The organism is Oceanobacillus sp. E9, from assembly GCF_001741975.1.
Classification (GTDB): Bacteria; Bacillota; Bacilli; order Bacillales; family Amphibacillaceae; genus Oceanobacillus; species Oceanobacillus kimchii.
On sequence record NZ_LSNA01000006.1, the window covers coordinates 39626 to 59338 of the forward strand.

Here is a 19713-nt window from a genome sequence, read left to right on the forward strand (position 1 = left end):
GGAGGTCTCTTATATGGCAACAAGAAGTTCGACAGTTTCTGAATTAGCTATTAACACGATACGTACGTTAACTATTGATAGTGTGGAAAAAGCACAGCATGGTCATCCAGGAATGCCCATGGGTGCAGCCTCTATGGCATATAGTCTCTGGAAAAATGTGTTGAATATTAATCCTGAAAATCCGAGTTGGTTTAATCGTGATAGATTTGTATTGTCAGCTGGACATGGGTCAAATCTATTGTATAATCTGCTGCATCTTTCTGGGTTTGATGTTACGGTTGAAGACTTAAAAAATACAAGACAATGGGGAAGTAAAACACCTGGACATCCTGAATATGGAATAACTCCAGGAGTGGAAGCAACAACAGGACCACTTGGGCAAGGGATTCCAGTAAGTGTCGGAATGGCATTGGCAGAAAGACATTTGGCTGAAACATATAATAGAAAAGATTTCCCTGTAGTTGACCATTACACATATACCATTTGTGGGGATGGCGATCTTATGGAAGGTGTATCTTATGAAGCTGCATCACTAGCCGGTCACTTGAACCTCGGACGATTAATTGTAATGTATGATTCAAATGATATTAGCTTAGATGGTGGACTTGGGTTGTCTTTTTCCGAGGATATCAAAAAAAGGTTTGAATCTTTTAATTGGCAATATTTATATGTAGAAGATGGAAATGATATTGAAGCTATTCAAATTGCTTTAGAACAAGCGAAATCCGATGAAAATAGACCTACGATTATAGAAGTAAAAACAGTTATTGGTTATGGATCTCCTTCCTTACAGGGTACAAGTGATGCACATAGCGATCCACTAGGTAGGGAAGAAATCGAACGAACAAAAGAATTTTATAACTGGAAACATGAAGCATTTCATGTGCCGGAAGAAGTATATAAGGATTTTAATAGTATAAAAGCAAATGGTGTAGAAAAAGAACAAGAATGGAATGACTTATTTGTTGAATACCAAAATGAATACCCGGAATTAGCAAAAGAGTTGAAAAGAATCATCCATGGAGAGCTTCCTGAAGCGTGGGATAACGGTCTTCCAGTTTATTCCGTAGGTGATACGCTTGCTACAAGGGTTGCATCGAGTGAAACATTAAATGCATTAGCTAGTAAGCTATCTGAACTAGTAGGTGGGTCTGCTGACCTCGATTCATCAACAAAAACGAGATTAAAAGATTATGTAGATTTTAGCCGTAATGATTATTCTGGTAGAAATGTTCGGTTTGGTGTGAGAGAGTTCGCCATGGGAGCAATTGCTAATGGAATGGCATTACATCATTTACGATCTTTTGTCAGTACTTTCTTCGTTTTTTCAGATTACTTGCGCCCAGCAATTAGGCTAGCTTCCTTAATGGAATTGCCAGTGATCTATGTGTTTACACATGATTCGATTGCTGTCGGGCAAGATGGACCGACACATCAACCAGTCGAACATCTTGCTGCATTTCGAGCAATGCCAGGGATTTCAGTCATTCGTCCTGCGGATGCTAACGAAACAAGAGAAGCATGGAAGATTGCTGTGGAAGAAAAAAGTCATCCTACAATGCTAGTTTTAGGAAGACAAGGGTTACCTACATTAAAAGAAACAGAGAAATTGGCAAGTGAAGGGGTACGTAAAGGAGCTTATATAGTATCTGAGGCGAAGGGTGAAGCTGATGGGATTATTATTGCAGCGGGTTCCGAAGTTTCTCTATCTATTAATGCTCAAACCCGTTTATCCGATGAAGGGATTCATGTGAATGTGGTAAGTATGCCATCTTGGGACCTGTTTGAAAAACAATCAACTGAATACCAAGAAAGTATACTGCCAAAGGACTTGCATAAACGATTGACCGTTGAAATGGGCTCCAAAGTAGGGTGGAGAGAATATGCTGGTAGTAGAGGTATTGTAATGAGTATTGATACATTTGGAGCATCTGCTCCAGGAGACGAAGTAATTGAGCAGTATGGATTTACGGTAGAGAATGTGGTAAATAAATTTAAAGAATTAATATAAAATATGTAAATATGATTTGGAAAGGGTAGCCTTTAAGGTTATCCTTTTTTTAATGAAAATTTAAAGATAGAAAGCTAATAAAGAATAGCAAACTTCATCAACAATCTTTATAAAATGCTTAAATATATTTAGAAATTGTGATTTTTTAGTGTTTTGCAATACCTAGTCCTTATATATAGGAACAATAAACCAAATTTATGAAGATTTGTTAGGGAAGAAGCCTCAATTCTTGAAAGCGATAGAGTATATTAGATTCATTTATAATTTACTTGAAGGAAATCGTAATATGTAGAAAGAATAGTTGTAATTATAAAGTGAAAATCTTGGATGTAAACAAAAATAAACGTAGGGGGGTTTTTAGTAAATTATAAGTATTCATGGTAAAACTTCTTCTCTGTTACTATTGGGAACAATGTGAAATTGTAGATTGATATATTACGAGGAGGATATTATGGTGGCTATTATAAAAAATGATATTTGGAAGAGATTTATATTTTTTGTAACTGTCTTACTTATAATGTTAATTCCAGTGAGTGGGGTTTCAGCTGAATCTGAAAGAGATTGGATGACCAATGAAGAATTCCTTGAAAGACTAAGCGAAATTGTAGACGCTAGTGATGGAAAAGTTGAGACTGATGTCGCAGGTTATTCTACACAAGGAAATGAAGTTATATCTGCGCGTATTGGTACTGGAGGTCAAGTGTTATTAATTACTGGTAGCATACATGGAAATGAAAAAAGTGGTGGCGAGGCACTTATAGAAATATTAGAATACCTTGGTACTAGCGATAGCTCATTTGCACAATCTGTTCGTGATGAGGTTACTATAGTGGCTATTCCACGATATAATGTTGATGGTCTCGAGATACCTCAAAGACAAAATATCTTTCCATGGGAAGAAGTTATTTCTACTTATCCACATTTAGAGGGCGCTACCCCTGCATGGTATTATAATGAGAGAAATGGTGGCTTTGACCTTAATCGTGATTTTAATGCTGATTTGAACTATGAAGTAGTAGCTGAAGATTTACCTGGACACACTAATGATTTTGGTTTCTTCATAACTAATGAATCTCAATTACTGAGAAATCTTTATTTGGAGTTGCAAGATGAGTTTGGTCATGTAGAAGCTTATGCTGATATTCATCACATGGGCACCCCAGTAATGAATAAAACAGGTGAAGACGTAACAATTGCAATAGACTATCCACCATTAGGACCAGACGACAGCACAAAATACGATGATTATCCATTGTTGGATCAGGATAGGTCTAAACGTTATGCATTAGCTGCAGCTCTTGGGGTTAAGGAATTCTCAGAGAAAGAGGAGCCTGGTGTAGCACAGTATATCCACTTTCAAGAACGTGATTTTCCTGGACAAGCTAGATCTGCATTTGCTCTTAATGGAACGGCAACTGTTCTTTTTGAAATGCCTGGTCAGCAACCTCAATTTGGTTATGATCAAGACCTAGTAGATCGTGTGGAAAACGGGTTATGGGGGATTATTTCTCATATGGCTGATGGTTCTATTGATAATTTAAACGGTGACGATTTCCTTACAGAAATTCCTAGGTATTGGACAAACAACATAACAGATATGAGAGATGTTATGGTACGCTTTACGGAAGAAGAACAATTTAAAAATGATAGCGATGCTCGTTTAGTAGATAACCATTTAGCTACTCTAGAAATCTATGAAAACCAAGAGAATAGCGAAAAAATGGTCAAGCATTTGAATGGATTTAAAGTTTTACTAGAAAATCAGCGAGAAAACAAACTAATTGGACAAGAAGCTTATAACAGACTCAATAGTGACATTAATCTTTTACTTGAAAGATGGGAAAATAAACCTTAAACGAATGCAAACATTTTACTTGAAGGATGGGAAAATAACTTAATAGATTAGCTAAATTACCCATTTCATACCACGTTATCCTAAATTGTTGACTATCCTTTAAAGTTAGATTTTATTTTTTAGTAGCTGATTGGCTAGTTTGGGATAAACATGCAAATCCCAAATCAATGAGTTTTAGAGGGATATATTCTGTTCCCATAGACCAACAATACCTGATTACAATTATTACAAAAACTCGCCCGGTAGTGGGCGAGTTTTTGTAATAAAATAAATCATTCTTCTTTGGATTGTTCAACCGCAATTAACGTTATAGTAAATAAGAAAACTCCTGTAAATTTCCCCATCATCATCCATATCCAACCTTGCAAGCTTAGCGATGTAATATCCCTAAATTGTATTCCAGTAAAGCGACTACGACAAGGGAAAAATCAATCGATTACAAAAGTTTGATTATAAAGCACTATGCACCGAATTCTTCCAACAATAATTAATCCCAAATTTCTCTCACCCATTCCGGGTGATCAATAAATGGATTACGGTTATGCTGGTAATCGTTGTAGATAATGTCGTTTCTTCTTCTTTCAAAATCATCAACCGGATCTTCCTCATGCCACTCCAGTAATACGGATAGTTTTCCGTGATATGGTGCAGATCCATTATTGACTCGATCATTTAATTCTAAATCTAGTTCGCCGCTATCACCTTCATAACGTACATCCATATAAAAAATCATTCTTGCCACATCACCTTTTACACTATCCCTTGGTTCCCAGGAATCGGAGTCATAGTAGTTTCCGCTTGCCTCTGTATGTTCGCTGCCACCATCATCAAAGTCGAGGTTACTTCTGGAACTGTTTACAGAAGCATCTGTTGGTCTTAAATGATGGAGGTCTGTGCCAGGCCCCATCGATGTACCGAAGTCTCCGTGAGATTTTGCCCAAACATGTTCGCGATTCCAGTCATCCGCATTTCCACCGTTTTCGTTTTTCCCTTGTGAACGACCAGTATAAAGAAGAAGTACATTATTGGAGTTATTTGGATCTTCATCTGTTTCACGTAGTGCTTCCCAAACATTTGAATAGGAGATTTCCGTATGATCATCAATGATGTTGTGTAGAGCAGATTTTAATTGTTCTCCTGATTTACCTTCTGCTTCATCATAATAGCCGTCTGGGGATGGAGTTTCAGGATCTGTTTCTGGTGGTTGTTCGTCGTCCGTCTGCAGTTCAAAAGCAGTGCCATCTTTTATTCCAGCATGCGCAAAATAGTTTGTAAGTGTACCAGTTACTCTTACTTTTTCTTCTAATATGGAAGGATTAGATTGTAGGCCGAATGAAGTTCGAAATGAAGATGGTATTTGAACGTAAATCATTTCTTCTATGTTCGTTTCAGAAGGGCTGTCAGCTAATGCCAAAGCGTAATTATTTGGAAAGTTACTTGTGATGACTGAAGTTGTGGAGACTGGTTGGCCGACAATAAATCCCTCAACCGTTTGACTAGAATTATCTTGATTGGCAATAGCCTGTGAGACGGTGTATGGGGACGAGACTGATTCATCTCCTGAAGATGCATTCACAAAAATATTTGTTAATGGTTGGATAAACAATAATACAGATGCAAGCAATACAAGAGCTATAATCAGTGTTCTTTTTTGGATATTTTGCAATTGATTCTCCTCCTTTTGGTAGGTTCAACTGTATTATATAACATTGTTATAAAGTTAGGTTTACCAAAGTATAAAGTTGTTGTAACAAAAAATATGAGTTAGGTCGTAGTCGAAAATACTGGGAGTTAGTATTGATTTGTATTAACAACACACTCAACTTATTTATTTGCAACCCCTAGTCCTGACAAATAGGATCATTAAACCTAATTTTTGAAAAAGTGTTAGGGTAGATGACTTAATTTTTTGAAAGTATGGGAGTATTATAGATTCATTTTTAATTTATTTGAAGGAAATTGATAGATATAGAAGGAATACTTCTACATATAAACTAAAAATGTGGAGGGATAAGATGAAACGTATAGGACAGGTTGTATTGTTGAGTGGTTCTATTTTGTTAGGTGCAGGGATGTTAACACCGTTTGCTGGTTCCCCAGTTATTTCAGAGGCGTCAGAAATTAATATGCCACCAGTTTCAGGTTTTATCAGTCATGATGAATTAACAAGAGAACTTAATCAAATTGAAAGAACAAGCAATGGTAATGTAGAAGTAGATGTTGTTGGTTATTCTAATCACAATCGTGAAATTTATAAGGCGACAGTTGGTTCAGGTGATAAAGTTGTTTTAATTCAAAGTGAGATTCATGGAAATGAAAAAGTAGGTACAAAAGCGTTGTTAAATATGATTAAAAAGATAGGTAAAAACAACTCTCCAGAAATGAGACAACTTAGAGAAGAGGTGACAATTGTGGCAATGCCAATGGTCAATCCTGATGGCTCTGAATTGAATCGTCGTGGTAATGAGTTGAATTGGGATGAAGTAATTAATCAGTTCCCACAATTGGAAGGTGCAGAGCCATCTTGGAATTATTATACTTATACTAACCAATATTGGGATTATGCTTCAAATCCAGGTTTTGATGTAAATCGAGACTTTAATCCGAATTTGAATTATGTACCACAATTTGAAGATTTCCCAAATAATTCTTCAGAACCAGGATGGTTTATTACTCCCGAAGCTCAGACAATCCGAGATGTTTATAAAGATCTGCAAGAACAATTTGGTACTGTTGATGTATTTATAGACCTACATCATCAAGGTGAATATGTAATCGATGGTACTGATATTCCAGTTACATTATCTCTATCGGGTGTATTTGTACCCCACCCTAGTACACCAGAAGGGGAGAAATATAGTGAGTATGCGGACGTTTATAATGAAGATTTTTCCAAACAATTGAATGTTGCTGCTTATGATGCATTACAGCAGATGGGGAATTCACCATTTGGCAATATTTCACTTTATTCACAGGACTTAGATTTACCAGGTACTGCACTTGGTTCGTTTGCGCTAAATGGAAGTGGAGCTGTATTATTTGAAGTTACCGGACAGACGCAAAGTTTTGGTCAAAAGAAAATGGGACAATTGACTAAGGCTGTTGAAGAAGGGTTATACGGAATTTTAAATAGTCTTGCAACGGATGAAGTCTATGAATTGGATGTAGAGGATTATGATAAGATTCCTCTAACAGATCGGTAATAATATATATAGTTAGTTTAGAATAGATTAATTGAATTGAAAAGCGTGGTATTTTTCATGAAACACGGATAAAAAATACCACGCTTGTTTTTTGTTACAGGGAAGCGGAATCTATGCATTGAGCTTATGACTGACCTTTGATCTGGCTGAATATGATACAAATTAGTTAATCAATATACTTATCCTTTAAACTATCTGAACCAATTCCGCCTATTATCATCATAGCTAATGGTAAAAAGTTGGCTAAGATTTTTACTAGCTTCCCATCTGTTACCAAAAATTCTGTACCAATGAAATAATTCAAGCCCAAAATTATCAGCTTTACTAATAATAAAAATGCACCTAATAAAAATAAGCTGTCAAAAAAAGTTTTCCATTTTGGATGCGCCAGTTGTTTACTATCTCGAATTACTTTTTCTTTCAATTCTTCGTCACTCCTCAATAATTCATCTATCGTGATACCGAATAAGTCACTTAAATTGATAATCACTTCGATGCTAGGATAATTTTTACCAGTCTCCCATTTTGAAACTGATTGACGACTAACATATACTTTTTCAGCGAGATAGTCTTGTGACCAACCTCTTTTTTCTCGTTCCTTTTTTAATTTGTCACCAAAAATCATATTGTTCATCGCCTTTCCTTTTTCATTATTACTGAGATGAAGAGCTATAGTAAAGATAGTTATAGGTGCATCAAGGGGCAACCTAGTGTTGCCCCTTATTTATTCCGCCCGTCTGTTGCATTATCACAATCCATATTGTCAACGTCATTGTATCAAATTTTTTTATAAATCATCAGACTTTATTTAAAATGATCAATCTATAGTATAAATTTTCATAGTTTATTTCAAAGCAACACCTCTATATGACAAATGTCATATCATTCCATGACGTTTATGACTTATGAAAGCTTTATCCGAAGTTTAGAATAGTACTAATATGTAACCTGTTAGAGGAGGAAAAGCATGAGTAAACAAAAACAAGCGCAATTAAGAAAAAGTGTTTCCGTCTTTGCTAAGTCAGATACAAGGACGAGCATTATTCAACTAATAAATTCTATTTTGCCGTTCTTCCTATTATGGTTTCTGGCATATCAGAGCCTATCGGTATCTATTTGGCTTTCTTTAGCAGTATCGGTTGTTGCAGCAGGATTTGTTGTTCGTATCTTTATCATTTTCCATGATTGTACGCATATGTCATTTTTTAAAAATGCCAAAGCGAACAGAATCGTCGGTACGATATCGGGTATTATCACGCACTTTGCTTTTGAAAAATGGAAACGAGATCATGCTATTCACCACGCGACAAGTAGTAATTTAGATAAACGTGGAACTGGTGACGTGTGGGTAATGACAGTGGACGAGTATGCGAATGCTTCCTTTTGGGGCAGACTTGCGTACAGACTTTACCGTAATCCAATTATTATGTTTGGATTAGGTCCGGCATATCTATTCTTGATTTCAAACCGATTTAATCGAAAAGGTGCCAAGCGTAAAGAGCGCTGGAATACATATCTAATCAATGTTTCCATTTTAGCTATTTATGGTTTATTGATTTGGGCTATTGGCTGGCAAGCGTTTTTGGTCGTCCAATTACCAATTTTATTTGTTGCAGGAGCTGCAGGAATCTGGTTGTTCTATGTGCAACATCAGTTTGAAGATTCTTACTTTGAAAATGAAGATGAATGGGATTATGTAAAAGCAGCAGTTGATGGAAGTTCTTATTATAAGCTTCCAAAGGTAATCGAGTGGATAACAGGAAGTATTGGTTATCATCATGTGCACCATTTAAGCCCAAGGGTTCCAAACTACCACTTGGAGAAAGCACATGAGTCAACACCACCATTGCACAAAGCAACAACAATCACGTTATTAACGAGTTTACAATCACTTCGTTTTCGTTTGTATGATGAAAAGAGCAAGTCATTTGTTTCTTTTAAGCAATTTAAGCAGATGGAGAACGAAGACAAATTAAACCAACAATTAAAATCAAGAAAAACAAGTTTTCAAAAATAACCATTCTTCTCAAAATAGATTAATGACGGTTAGAAAAAATAAAAAATTATAGGTTAGAAACAAAACCCTTTATAACACGTATGAAGGGTTTTTGTTATACTAAGCAGAACAAGGAATGAATAGAGGAGAGATTGGAATGCAACATTGGTATCATCTATTTCCGAAAAATACGGGTCTTAGTCTTTTTGCGTGGATTGCATTTTGTCTGCTTCCATTTTATTTTGTGCTTCGCTCCTCTTCACCAATAGAGATTGCTGTTGGAGTAATCATGATTGTTTTATTCTTTGCAACTTACCGATTGGCGTTTATTAAAAAAGGCTGGACGGTCTATGTATCTGTTGGTATTGAAATCTTCATTAGTGTTGGAGTAACTCTATATTTTGGTTATGTATATTTTTCATTATTTTTAGCTTTCTTTATAGGGAACATACAGAATAAGGCTGGTTTTATTTCACTGTATGTTATCCATCTCGTCACGACACTGGCAGCAGTAAGCATTGGTTTTTTCATTCAAGAAGCGATGTTTTATACTCAATGGCCGTTTATTATTATTTGTGTAATTGGTGTTATTTTACTTCCGTTTACCATGTATAATCGAAATAAACGAGAGAAGTTAGAAAATCAACTAGAGAATGCCAATCAAAAAATCGCCCGACTAATTGTGCTCGAAGAACGTGAGCGCATTGCTCGAGACTTGCATGACACATTGGGACAAAAACTTTCGCTTATGGGGCTAAAAAGTGAACTTGCTGGAAAATTAGTTGACGCTAACCCTGAGTCAGCGAAGAATGAGTTGGTGGATATCCATCAAACAGCAAGAACAGCTCTGAAAGAGGTTCGTGAACTTGTTTCTGGAATGAAAGGAACCAGATTAAAAGATGAGCTTATCCGTGTTCGCCAACTTCTTGAAGTAGCACAAATAACTTTTGAAGTGGAAGATAATCTTAAGCGTTGGGATGCCCCATTACTCATTGAAAATGTATTAAGTATGTGTTTAAAAGAAGCAGTAACAAATGTGGTGAAACATAGTGAGGCAACAGAGTGTAAAATAGTAATGAAGCAAACACCTGATGAATGGACAATTCGCATTATAGATAATGGTATAGGTATTCAAGATAAGGTACATACATTTAAAGGGAATGGAATTCTTGGAATGAAGGAGCGGTTGGGATTCGTTAATGGATCCTTGTCGTTTGATGCTACGAATAAGAGTAAAACCATCCTTACCATCCAAGTGCCACGTGTAATTCAACAGACGGAACAGGAGGAGTCGAATTGATTCGAATTGTGATTGCCGAAGATCAACAATTATTGCTCGGAGCTTTGGGCACTCTTCTTAGTATGGAAGAGGATATGGAAGTGGTTGGACAGGCGAAGAATGGGGAAGAAGTATTAAACTTAGTTGAGAAATGGAAGCCTGATGTGTGTATCATGGACATAGAAATGCCTGTGAAGACTGGGTTAGATGCAGCAGAAGTATTACGAGATGATGAATGTAAAGTTATTGTCTTAACTACTTTCGCTCGTACCGGATATTTTGAACGAGCGCGTAAAGCGAATGTTAGCGGTTATTTATTAAAGGACAGTCCTAGTGAAGAATTAGCAAATTCAATTCGCGCTATTATGGCTGGTCGCAAGGTGTATGCACCAGAATTAATTGATATGGCCTACGAGGAAGGAAATCCGCTGACAGAGCGGGAGGAGCAAGTGCTTAAACTCATTGCCGACGGGAAGACAACGAAAGAGATTGCAGGTCAACTTTATTTAACAAATGGTACTGTTCGTAATTATGTATCAACAATCATGGACAAATTGAATGTCAGCAACCGTATTGAAGCCATTTCCAAATTAAAAGAAAAGGGTTGGTTTAAATAGTTCCTCCGTATTATGCAAACTTTCTAGTATCGATCATGTGAACTTGTTTAGTGATTAAAGAGCTAAGGTTTAATAATATACTTTTCTATTGTAACTTTCATGTTCGGCGTATGTTCTTAATACGTAAATAAGATTGTTTTAATTTGTATAATTTTTATTGTTTACACCTCCTTTTAACTTTTCATTTCGGTTATAAAGATATGAAAGGTTAAAAGGAGGTTTTTTTATGTGGTTTTCTAATGGACTTATTCCAGACTAATCGTTTCCCTATACATAAACAAAAGAGAAGAAGAAGAGGTGGACCATTCTTTTACAATTCGAAACATCGGTCAGCTATTCTTTTTACACTTCGTCCAATGATAATCAAACTTTTAATATTTATAATTTTCTCAATAATATATATTGTTGATTTAAGCAAAAAAATGTAAAGACAATTAATAATTCTACCAAATAGGGATGGGTGATTAATTTGCAAATATTTAAATCAAAATATGTTTACCATTTATGTACAATCTTCGGGCTAATTATGCTAGAAAGTCCTATTATTCTAGCTGCAAATCGTGTAGAACCAATGATTTTTGGATTTCCTTTTCTTATTAGCTGGGTTTTGTTTTGGTGGTTGTTTTGTTGCGTTGTTTTATATATTGCATATCGGACGAACTGGGGGAAAAACAAAGAATAGGGAGGGTATTTATATATGGGTTCTGGCAGTATAATTATATTTCTATTTTTATTAATACCACTTATTGTAGGGTTTGTTGCAGCATCTAAAGGACAAAGCAGCAGTGATGATTATTTTATTCAGGGAAGAGGAATGGGGTCAATTGCTGCATTTTTTACAGTTGCAGCAACCTGGTGGAGTGCATTCGCATTTCTCGGATCGAATGCCTCTTTCTATACAGATGGCCCTGTTTATTTAACAGCTTTTGCATGGAATATATTATTTGGATACTTGTACTATGTTGTAGGAAAACGAATTTGGTATCTAGGAAAGAAATTTAATTATACAACTCCTTCAGATTTTCTTGGGGATTTTTATGATAGTGAGAAGTTGCGTATTATTGTGGCATTGATTGTTAGTGTTTTTACTATTCCTTATTTACAAATTCAATTAACCGGTGGTGCCTACTTAATTGAGGTAGCATCTGGTGGAGTAATTCCGTTTTGGATGGCTGCTGCACTTTTCTATGCTGTTATTATTGTGTATGTATGGGTAGGTGGAATGCGTGCAGTTGCATGGACAGATGTTATTTATGGTGCTCTTTTGTTTTTCAGTTTATTATTCGTTGGTCTTTATATTTCAAGCCTTGTTGGAGGTCCGACTGCAATGTTTGAACAAATGAGTCAGCAAAATCCTGCTCATTTAACGCTTCCTGGTCCAGAAGGGGAATCAGGTTACGCTGCATGGATTTCTTTGTGCGTGATTACTGCACTTGGCGCGATCATGGGACCACAATTATGGTTACGAATGTATGCAGTGAAAAATAGTAAACTATTTAATTTAATGCCTCTCCTCATTTCATTTATTGCGATTACGTATATCGGTTCCGTACTAATAAGTTGGACAGGTGTTCTTGTGATGCCAAATGTAGAAAATGCAGATCAGATATTACCGATGATGGTAATGGATTATATGCCAATTGTGTTTGGGTCGATAGTGCTTGCAGGTGGAGCTGCAGCAGCAATGTCTACAGCAAATAGTCAAATCCATGCAGTATCTACTGTCATTACGAAGGATTTTTATCAACGATATCAAAATCCCAAAGCTTCCGATAGTCAACTAAAACAGGTATCACGTTTTGCTATTCTTCTGTTTTCCATCATCGCTTATATACTTGCATTATTTGCTCCAGGAGTGCTTGTAACAATCGGGCTTGTTGCATTTGGTGGTACGGCACAATTGATTGTTCCTACAATGGGTGCACTTTTTTGGAAAAACTCAAATGGAAAAGGTGCGATCGCTGGTTTATTTGGTGGAGTAGCAGTTACGTTACTTTTCACTTTTGTACCAGGAATAACAAGTCCATTTGGTTTAAATCCTGCTATGTGGGGACTTATTCTAAATGTAGTTCTGTATGTAACGGTTAGTCTTTCTACAGCACCAAGACAACAAAACGTAATTGATCGATTTGACCGTGCATTAAACAATTTTAAAGAGAATGAAGATGAAATAAAAGAAGAAGTAGATGATGAAAATTATGTAGTAACAAAATAGACGGATTAATGAGAATTTTGAGATCTATTTCTATTTCTTATAGCCTGTCATAGGGATTTAGTACTGTCATTAAATTTTTTAAGGGGCGAGACAATGACATATTTAATGATTAATGGAGAAGTCATCACAGTGAATGCAAGTAATGAAGTTGCTCAAGCTGTTGCTATTTCTAAAAATAAAATAGTAGCAGTTGGTGACAATGAAAAAATACTAGAACTAAAAGATAGGAACACAAAAGTAATTGATTTAGGTGGACGTACGTTAATGCCAGGTTTTATTGATTCCCATATACATATTACGTTACATGGTACCAATGAGTTATCGGTATCTTGTAAAGATGAGCGTATTAATTCTATTAAAGATTTGATAGGTGCTATGAAAGAGCAAGCTTCAAAAACCCAAACTGGCAAATGGATTCGTGCTTGGGGGTATAATGAAAGCAAGTTTAAAGAAAAGCGATTCCCTACTAAAGAAGAATTGGATTCAGTATCGACTGAACATCCAATTATTTTGACCAGAACGTGTAATCATATTTCTGTGGTTAATAGTAGAGTGCTTGAAGAAGCAGGATTAACAGGAATCACACCAGACCCAGCTGGTGGAAGGCTTGGAAGAGAAGAAAATGGTAAACTTAATGGACTGCTGATCGAAAGTGCGCACATGGATATGTTCGCTAAGGCTTCCTTTAGCAATGAGGAGATGAAGGAAGCACATACAATAGCATCTAAACAGTTTGCAGAGAAAGGGATTACTTCAATTCATGAAGCATCGGGGTTTGGGTTACAGAATATTCGCCAACTACAGACGCATTCAAAAGAAGGTATTATTAAACAAAGATTATATGTAATGATTGGTGCTTTAAATGGAGCTGATAAAATAGTTAGAAGTATGAATAAATCAGCTATTTTTACTGGATTGGGTGATGACAAATATCGAATTGGACCAGTTAAGTTATTCTTGGATGGCAGCAGTAGTGGTCCGACTATTTGGACTAGAGATCCATACACAAGTGATGCTGATGAATATGGTGTGCAGTACTATGAACAAGAAGAGGTAGACGAGATTTTTATACCAGCACATAAAAATGGTTGGCAAATTACTGCCCATGCTCAAGGAGATGCCGCAATTGATATGTTGCTAAATACTATTGAAAAGGCTAATAATCTGCACCCAAGACCTGATGCAAGACATCGAATTGAGCATGCTGGTATAGCATCTCCAGATTTAATTCAACGAATGAAGGAGCAGAATGTTATACCGACACCAAATCCTGCCTTTCTCTATGAGTTTGGAGATGGGTATGCAATTAATTACGGGGAAAGAACTTCGAACATGTATCCATTAAATGATTATTTAGAAGCGGATGTTCCTGCTGCATTCGGCTCTGATTGTCCAGTAACTACATATTCCCCAATGCGTGGAATTCATGCTGCATTAACAAGAATGACACATTCGGGGCAAGTACTTGGTAAAGAGAAAACCGTTTCACTAATGGACGCTATCCGTATGTATACTCTAAATGGTGCTTATGCATCTTTTGAAGAAGATATAAAAGGAAGTATTGAAATAGGAAAGCTAGCAGATTTAATTTTACTAGATAGTTCATTATTAAGTGCTGATGTAGATGATATCCCAGAGATAAAGGTTGAGTGGACGATGATTGACGGTGAGGTTGTTTATAGTAGAAAAGTGTATTGATTTAGGAACTATACTATTCTTTGATAGTATAGACTCAATCAAACTTCGCATTGAATCTAATTATTATCTACCTATCGTCAAAACTACTATATTTTTGTTTAAATTTTCAAAAAAATAGTTATCTTGTCCGATTGTTTCCATTACTAGTCCTTGATAATCTATTAGTGAACAACACAAAAAATAATCGAGGAGGAGTAAAAATGAGCAACAGGAAAAAAGTATGGTTTGAAGATGCAGAACGTAAACTTGACCCTGGCTTAGTGGAACAATTACGGAATTCTCGAAAAGTAGACCAGAATGAAACTAGCAACAATGAAATCCCCCTTATCGTTTATTTGAAAAAGGATTGTGAAAGAGGCAAAAAAGACAACCTCTTAAAAGTATGTAATATTGACTCCCATAACAATCTCCATAGAGAACTACGCAGTATAAATGCGATGAAAGGATATTTAACACCTGATAGAATACAACAGATTAAAGACCATGAAGCAGTCGATCGGATTTTTTATGATCGGATTGTAACTGCCTTCTTAGATATAGCAAGTGAGCAAACAGGAGCTGCCAATGTTCAAGAACAGCTTGGATTAACTGGAAAAGGCGTTACGATAGCAGTAATCGACACAGGTGTCCATACCCATGATGACTTGACGGATCCGACAAATAGAATTATAGCTTTTCAAGATTTTATAAACGGAGAAAGCGAACCTTATGATGATAATGGACACGGAACACATTGTGCTGGTGATGCGGCTGGAAATGGCAGTCTCTCCAATGGAAAGTATATTGGACCAGCACCAGAAGCATCTATTATTGGGCTAAAGGTTTTAGATGAGCAAGGGAGTGGGAGATTATCCACGATTATTGAGGGTTTGGAATGGTGTGTCGATCATAAAGAAGAGCACAATATACGGATTATTTCGCTTTCGCTTGGAGCGCCGGCCTATGAATCTTTCAGGGATGATCCATTATCACTAGCTGCTCAATCTGCTTGGCATCAAGGAATTGTAGTTTGTGCTGCTGCTGGAAACGATGGGCCTGCCGCATCAACGATTAGTACCCCGGCCATTGACCCATTTGTCATTACGGTTGGATCGACGGATGATAAGAATACATTAGAGCGTACGGATGATGGAATAGCAGATTATTCTAGTAGAGGACCTACAATTGATAAGCTGATTAAGCCGGATGTATATGCTCCAGGTACAAATATTATCTCCTTGTTAGCCCCGGGATCAGTGTTGGAATCCCAAATCCCGGAGATGGTTATCGATGAAAATTATATACAATTGTCGGGTACATCGATGGCAACACCAATTTGTGCAGGGATCATCGCCCTTATGCTGGAAGCTAATCCTAATCTCAGTCCAAATGATATAAAGAGCATCCTAAAAGCAACATCTCATCCAACACTTGATGATATATGGGGATATATTGAAGCCAAAAGTGCCGTCGAAATGGCAAAGAATTATCAACGACAAAATTCTGCTGAGGTAGTGCAAGAAAGTTAGAGAGAGGAAAAGCGACCTAATATGCTAAGTGATTCAGGGAAATCAGGATATAATAGCAAACAATCCGAACTTAATTCAAATAGGGAATTTGAATTAAGTTCGGATTTTTCTTTTAATGTTGCTTGTATTAAATCTGAGTGGAAGTTTGCTCTATTCTAAGAATACAGATTGATAGGCTACTAATTGATGAAGTAATTGTCGCATAACGTAAGGAAGATCTAGTTCTGATATTGTTGTATTTATTTAATATAAGCTCAACTAAAGATTTCATACTATTTACATCATATTATATTTAGTAAATTAGTTATGTATTTTAAATATATCTTATGATGTCAAATAAGAATAAGCGTAGAGAGGGGTTTTTAGGAAAAATATCGGAACACATGGTAAGACTACTTTTCTGTTACGATCGAGAACCATGTGAAATTAGAAATTGATATTACGAGGAGAATATTATGGTGGCTGTTATCTTCTTCGGATTGTTCAGACCTAACAACGGTCTAATCGGTTTCAGGAATGATTCCGTCTACTGTGTATCCGGAATTTTTCTGGGACCAGAGTAATGCCTAAGGACGGATTTCCAATTATTATCAGTGAAATCCTTTTTGTGGAAAGTTTAATTCCTATTCAAAAATAAAAATAAGGGTGGTTTAATGCAGCTTACTTTTAATGAAAGGTTGTTAGAAGAATATGGTGTCCCTTTTCTTATCCTAAATAAAAATAATCAAGTTCTTTTATATCATATTGATTCGGTTAAAGAAGAAAATATAATCATTGGAAAGAATATTATGGAACTTTTCTCAGTCTGGAAAGAAACAACATCCTCTGAGTTCATCCACGCTGAATACGAGGATAAAGTTTTTGTTTTTATAAAAGTTGCCTCAATTCTCAACAATCGATTACTAATTGGAGTAGAGACACCTGAGATAAATGACCTGATAAAAGAAATTAAAAAAATAAAAAATCTAAATAGGGAACTGGATGCAATTATTGAAAACTCATACGATGGCATCTATATAACAGATAGTAAAGGTGTAACATTAAAAACTAATTCAGCAATTGAACGAATAACGGGTATTCCTAAAGAGTATTACATTGGTAAGAATGTTAACGCTCTCATCGAAAGAGGAATACTAAAAAATTCTGTAACAAATAAAGTCCTTGAATTAAATCGAACCGTTACACTAGTTCAAATAAATTATGCTGGAAATCAAACACTGTTAACAGGAAGTCCCGTTTATAATGAAAAAGGAGAAATTGAGAAGGTTGTAACGAATATTAGAGATTTATCTGATTTATATGAACTGCAAACGGAATTATTGCGAGTTAATAAACTGAACGATAAATTTAAAAAAGAATTAGAACGTTTAAAGAATAGGCCGGATCAATTAAAAGACGTTATTACGAAAAGTGAACAAATGAAACTAATTTATGATACAGCACAAAGAATTGCTAATATCGATGCAACCGTACTTATTCTAGGGGAAACAGGTGTCGGAAAGGATGTATTAGCTAATTATATATACTCTAATAGTGAAAGGTCAAAAAAGGGAGAATTTATGAAGGTGAATTGTGGAGCAATTCCATCTGATTTACTTGAATCGGAATTATTTGGTTATGAAAGTGGAGCTTTTACAGGAGCAAATAGTCAAGGAAAAAAAGGAATGTTTGAATTAGCAGATAAGGGTACCATTTTTCTAGATGAGATTGGAGAGCTACCTTTACCTTTGCAAGTAAAATTATTAAGGGTGTTACAAGATGGAGAAATTCATAGAATAGGAGGAACAAAACCGCAAAAAATAGACACCCGAATCATAACAGCAACCAATCGGGATTTAAGGTCGATGGTAGAAAATGGGGAGTTTAGGGAGGATTTGTATTATCGATTAAACGTAATACCTATTAAAATTCCTCCACTTAGAGAACGTAGAGATGATATCATCCCGATGATTCATTATTTTTTAGAAAAAATGAATAAGAAATATAACCTTAATAAAACGATAGATTATAATCTGAAAAGCTTTTTCTTATCCTATGATTGGTCCGGAAACATTAGGGAACTGTCTAATTTAATAGAAAGATTAGTCGTCACCACTCGTGATGAATTAATCTCGATAGATAATCTTCCAGTCGAATATATAACTAGTAAAGAGTATACAACAAATCAACTTGTATCACTTAAAGCTGCAGTAGAAATTGCTGAGAAAAAAGTGCTTTCTTTAGCTGCTGAAAAATACACTAGTACATATGAGATAGCAAAGGCACTGGAATCAAGTCAACCCACAATTGTAAGGAAATTAAAAAAATACAAGATGGATATAAAAAATAATTGAGAGGATGTTTAACATGAAAATTGGAGTTGTCGGAGCGGGAGCCGTGGGAGGTTTTTTTGGTTCGTTACTGCATAAGGCTGGACATAAGGTAACCTTTCTAGCAAGAGGAAGGCATCTTGAAGTATCCAGGGAAAATGGCATGCTTGTCAAGCATGGTTCTGAGAAATTTACAATTCATAGTGCATTTACTAATAACCTGCATGATCTTTCTGATTCAGATTTGGTACTGTTTTGTGTGAAGGCAAATAGTACTGAACAGATTTCGAAGGAATTACTGCCTATACTAAATCTAGATGCAAAAATTATAACGATGCAAAACGGTGTCGATAATGAAGAAGTTTTAAGTGAAATTTTTACTACGAAGCGTGTCTTCTCCTGTGCAACATATATACAATCTATAATAGAAGAACCAGGTATTATTAGTCAGCAGGGAAGAGTACAATTGGTAATCGGAGAACTAGAATCCTCAACAAGAGAAATATGCTCCGATATTGTTTTAAGCTTCCAGCAGGCAGGCATTGATACAAGACACAGTGGAAAAATCATTGAAAGAAAATGGAAGAAATTACTTTGGAATATTACTTTTAATCCATTATCTGCTGTCTCTACAGCAAAAGTGGGGGAGATTTTAGATAATGAACATTTGAGGAAAACTGCAGAATCAATATGCAACGAGGCGATTGATGTAGCTTTAAATGTAGGTGTAGACATAGATCGTAGCAAAACATTGGAAACAATCTTTACTAATGCAGAGCGTGCAAGGACGCATAATACATCCATGCTACAGGATCGTTTAAGTGGGAAACCAATGGAAGTAGAAGCAATTTGTGGGTATGTCATGAGAAAAGCAAACGAAATGAATGTGAATGTACCTAAAATTCAAATGTTATATAGTGTCTTAATATATCTTAATAAAGAACCAGTGACAATGAACATCTGATAAATAAGAGTCAATGAAATTTATAGTGTAAGCAGCCTATACTTATTGTTTTAGTATG

At 35.9% G+C, this 19713-nt stretch carries 14 protein-coding genes; 12 read left to right on the forward strand and 2 right to left on the reverse strand.

The genetic code is table 11. The annotated features are described in order from the left end of the window. The first annotated feature begins 13 nt into the window (after positions 1–13). Together tkt and AQ616_RS07220 are read left to right on the forward strand one after the other, a co-directional pair. Positions 14–2011: a transketolase gene (gene tkt, locus AQ616_RS07215; protein ID WP_069685388.1), complete on the forward strand. Its 1998-nt coding sequence runs from the start codon at positions 14–16 to the stop codon at positions 2009–2011. A gap of 451 nt (positions 2012–2462) precedes the next feature. Then, positions 2463–3866, forward strand: coding sequence for an FIMAH domain-containing protein (locus AQ616_RS07220; protein WP_069685389.1), 1404 nt, complete (start codon positions 2463–2465; stop codon positions 3864–3866). Between the two features lie 487 nt (positions 3867–4353). On the opposite strand, the gene AQ616_RS07225 is transcribed toward AQ616_RS07220, so the two are convergent. Continuing rightward, positions 4354–5532: an endonuclease gene (locus AQ616_RS07225; protein ID WP_017798081.1), complete on the reverse strand. Its 1179-nt coding sequence runs from the start codon at positions 5530–5532 to the stop codon at positions 4354–4356. A gap of 349 nt (positions 5533–5881) precedes the next feature. On the opposite strand from AQ616_RS07225, the gene AQ616_RS07230 reads away from it, so the two are divergent. Further along, positions 5882–7069, forward strand: a complete 1188-nt coding sequence (locus tag AQ616_RS07230; protein ID WP_069685390.1) for a M14 family zinc carboxypeptidase — start codon at positions 5882–5884, stop codon at positions 7067–7069. A gap of 166 nt (positions 7070–7235) precedes the next feature. Here the strand turns inward: AQ616_RS07230 and AQ616_RS07235 are convergent, their stop codons facing one another. Beyond that, on the reverse strand, positions 7236–7694 hold the full coding sequence (locus AQ616_RS07235) for a helix-turn-helix domain-containing protein (protein WP_026133826.1): 459 nt from the start codon (positions 7692–7694) through the stop codon (positions 7236–7238). 342 nt (positions 7695–8036) lie between these two features. Between AQ616_RS07235 and desA the strand changes: the two genes are divergently transcribed. The 9 genes from desA (at position 8037) to AQ616_RS07280 (ending at position 19655) form a co-directional block, all read left to right on the forward strand. Next, positions 8037–9086: a Delta(5) desaturase DesA gene (gene desA, locus AQ616_RS07240; RefSeq protein ID WP_017798078.1), complete on the forward strand. Its 1050-nt coding sequence runs from the start codon at positions 8037–8039 to the stop codon at positions 9084–9086. Positions 9087–9222: 136 nt separating this feature from the next. Further along, on the forward strand, positions 9223–10365 hold the full coding sequence (locus AQ616_RS07245) for a sensor histidine kinase (protein ID WP_017798077.1): 1143 nt from the start codon (positions 9223–9225) through the stop codon (positions 10363–10365). After that, on the forward strand, positions 10362–10961 hold the full coding sequence (locus tag AQ616_RS07250; protein WP_017798076.1) for a response regulator transcription factor: 600 nt from the start codon (positions 10362–10364) through the stop codon (positions 10959–10961). Before AQ616_RS07245 ends, AQ616_RS07250 begins: the two co-directional genes overlap by 4 nt. A 460-nt stretch (positions 10962–11421) precedes the next feature. Continuing rightward, entirely contained in the window at positions 11422–11643 is a 222-nt protein-coding gene (locus AQ616_RS07255; protein WP_481855788.1) for a DUF3311 domain-containing protein, read from the forward strand. 15 nt (positions 11644–11658) lie between these two features. Then, positions 11659–13176, forward strand: a complete 1518-nt coding sequence (locus AQ616_RS07260) for a sodium:solute symporter family protein (protein ID WP_017798074.1) — start codon at positions 11659–11661, stop codon at positions 13174–13176. A gap of 93 nt (positions 13177–13269) precedes the next feature. Further along, positions 13270–14874, forward strand: a complete 1605-nt coding sequence (locus tag AQ616_RS07265; RefSeq protein WP_069685391.1) for an amidohydrolase — start codon at positions 13270–13272, stop codon at positions 14872–14874. A 200-nt stretch (positions 14875–15074) separates the two neighbouring features. Continuing rightward, complete coding sequence (locus tag AQ616_RS07270; protein WP_069685392.1) at positions 15075–16382, forward strand: S8 family peptidase; 1308 nt, start codon at positions 15075–15077, stop codon at positions 16380–16382. Between the two features lie 653 nt (positions 16383–17035). Then, the gene (locus AQ616_RS07275) at positions 17036–18715 is read left to right on the forward strand and encodes a sigma-54 interaction domain-containing protein (protein WP_069685393.1); all 1680 of its coding nucleotides are present in this window, start codon (positions 17036–17038) and stop codon (positions 18713–18715) included. A 13-nt stretch (positions 18716–18728) separates the two neighbouring features. Continuing rightward, the gene (locus AQ616_RS07280; protein ID WP_069685394.1) at positions 18729–19655 is read left to right on the forward strand and encodes a ketopantoate reductase family protein; all 927 of its coding nucleotides are present in this window, start codon (positions 18729–18731) and stop codon (positions 19653–19655) included. Positions 19656–19713: the final 58 nt, after the last annotated feature.

Excerpts from the sequence above, each read along its gene's own strand:
- AQ616_RS07280 (WP_069685394.1), top strand. The coding sequence starts at position 18,729 with ATGAAAATTGGAGTTGTCGGAGCGGGAGCCGTGGGAGGTTTTTTTGGT.
- AQ616_RS07220 (WP_069685389.1), top strand. The coding sequence starts at position 2,463 with ATGGTGGCTATTATAAAAAATGATATTTGGAAGAGATTTATATTTTTT.
- AQ616_RS07245 (WP_017798077.1), top strand. The coding sequence starts at position 9,223 with ATGCAACATTGGTATCATCTATTTCCGAAAAATACGGGTCTTAGTCTT.
- AQ616_RS07265 (WP_069685391.1), top strand. The coding sequence starts at position 13,270 with ATGACATATTTAATGATTAATGGAGAAGTCATCACAGTGAATGCAAGT.
- tkt (WP_069685388.1), top strand. The coding sequence starts at position 14 with ATGGCAACAAGAAGTTCGACAGTTTCTGAATTAGCTATTAACACGATA.
- AQ616_RS07235 (WP_026133826.1), bottom strand. The coding sequence starts at position 7,694 with ATGATTTTTGGTGACAAATTAAAAAAGGAACGAGAAAAAAGAGGTTGG.
- AQ616_RS07275 (WP_069685393.1), top strand. The coding sequence starts at position 17,036 with ATGCAGCTTACTTTTAATGAAAGGTTGTTAGAAGAATATGGTGTCCCT.
- AQ616_RS07230 (WP_069685390.1), top strand. The coding sequence starts at position 5,882 with ATGAAACGTATAGGACAGGTTGTATTGTTGAGTGGTTCTATTTTGTTA.
- AQ616_RS07260 (WP_017798074.1), top strand. The coding sequence starts at position 11,659 with ATGGGTTCTGGCAGTATAATTATATTTCTATTTTTATTAATACCACTT.
- desA (WP_017798078.1), top strand. The coding sequence starts at position 8,037 with ATGAGTAAACAAAAACAAGCGCAATTAAGAAAAAGTGTTTCCGTCTTT.
- AQ616_RS07270 (WP_069685392.1), top strand. The coding sequence starts at position 15,075 with ATGAGCAACAGGAAAAAAGTATGGTTTGAAGATGCAGAACGTAAACTT.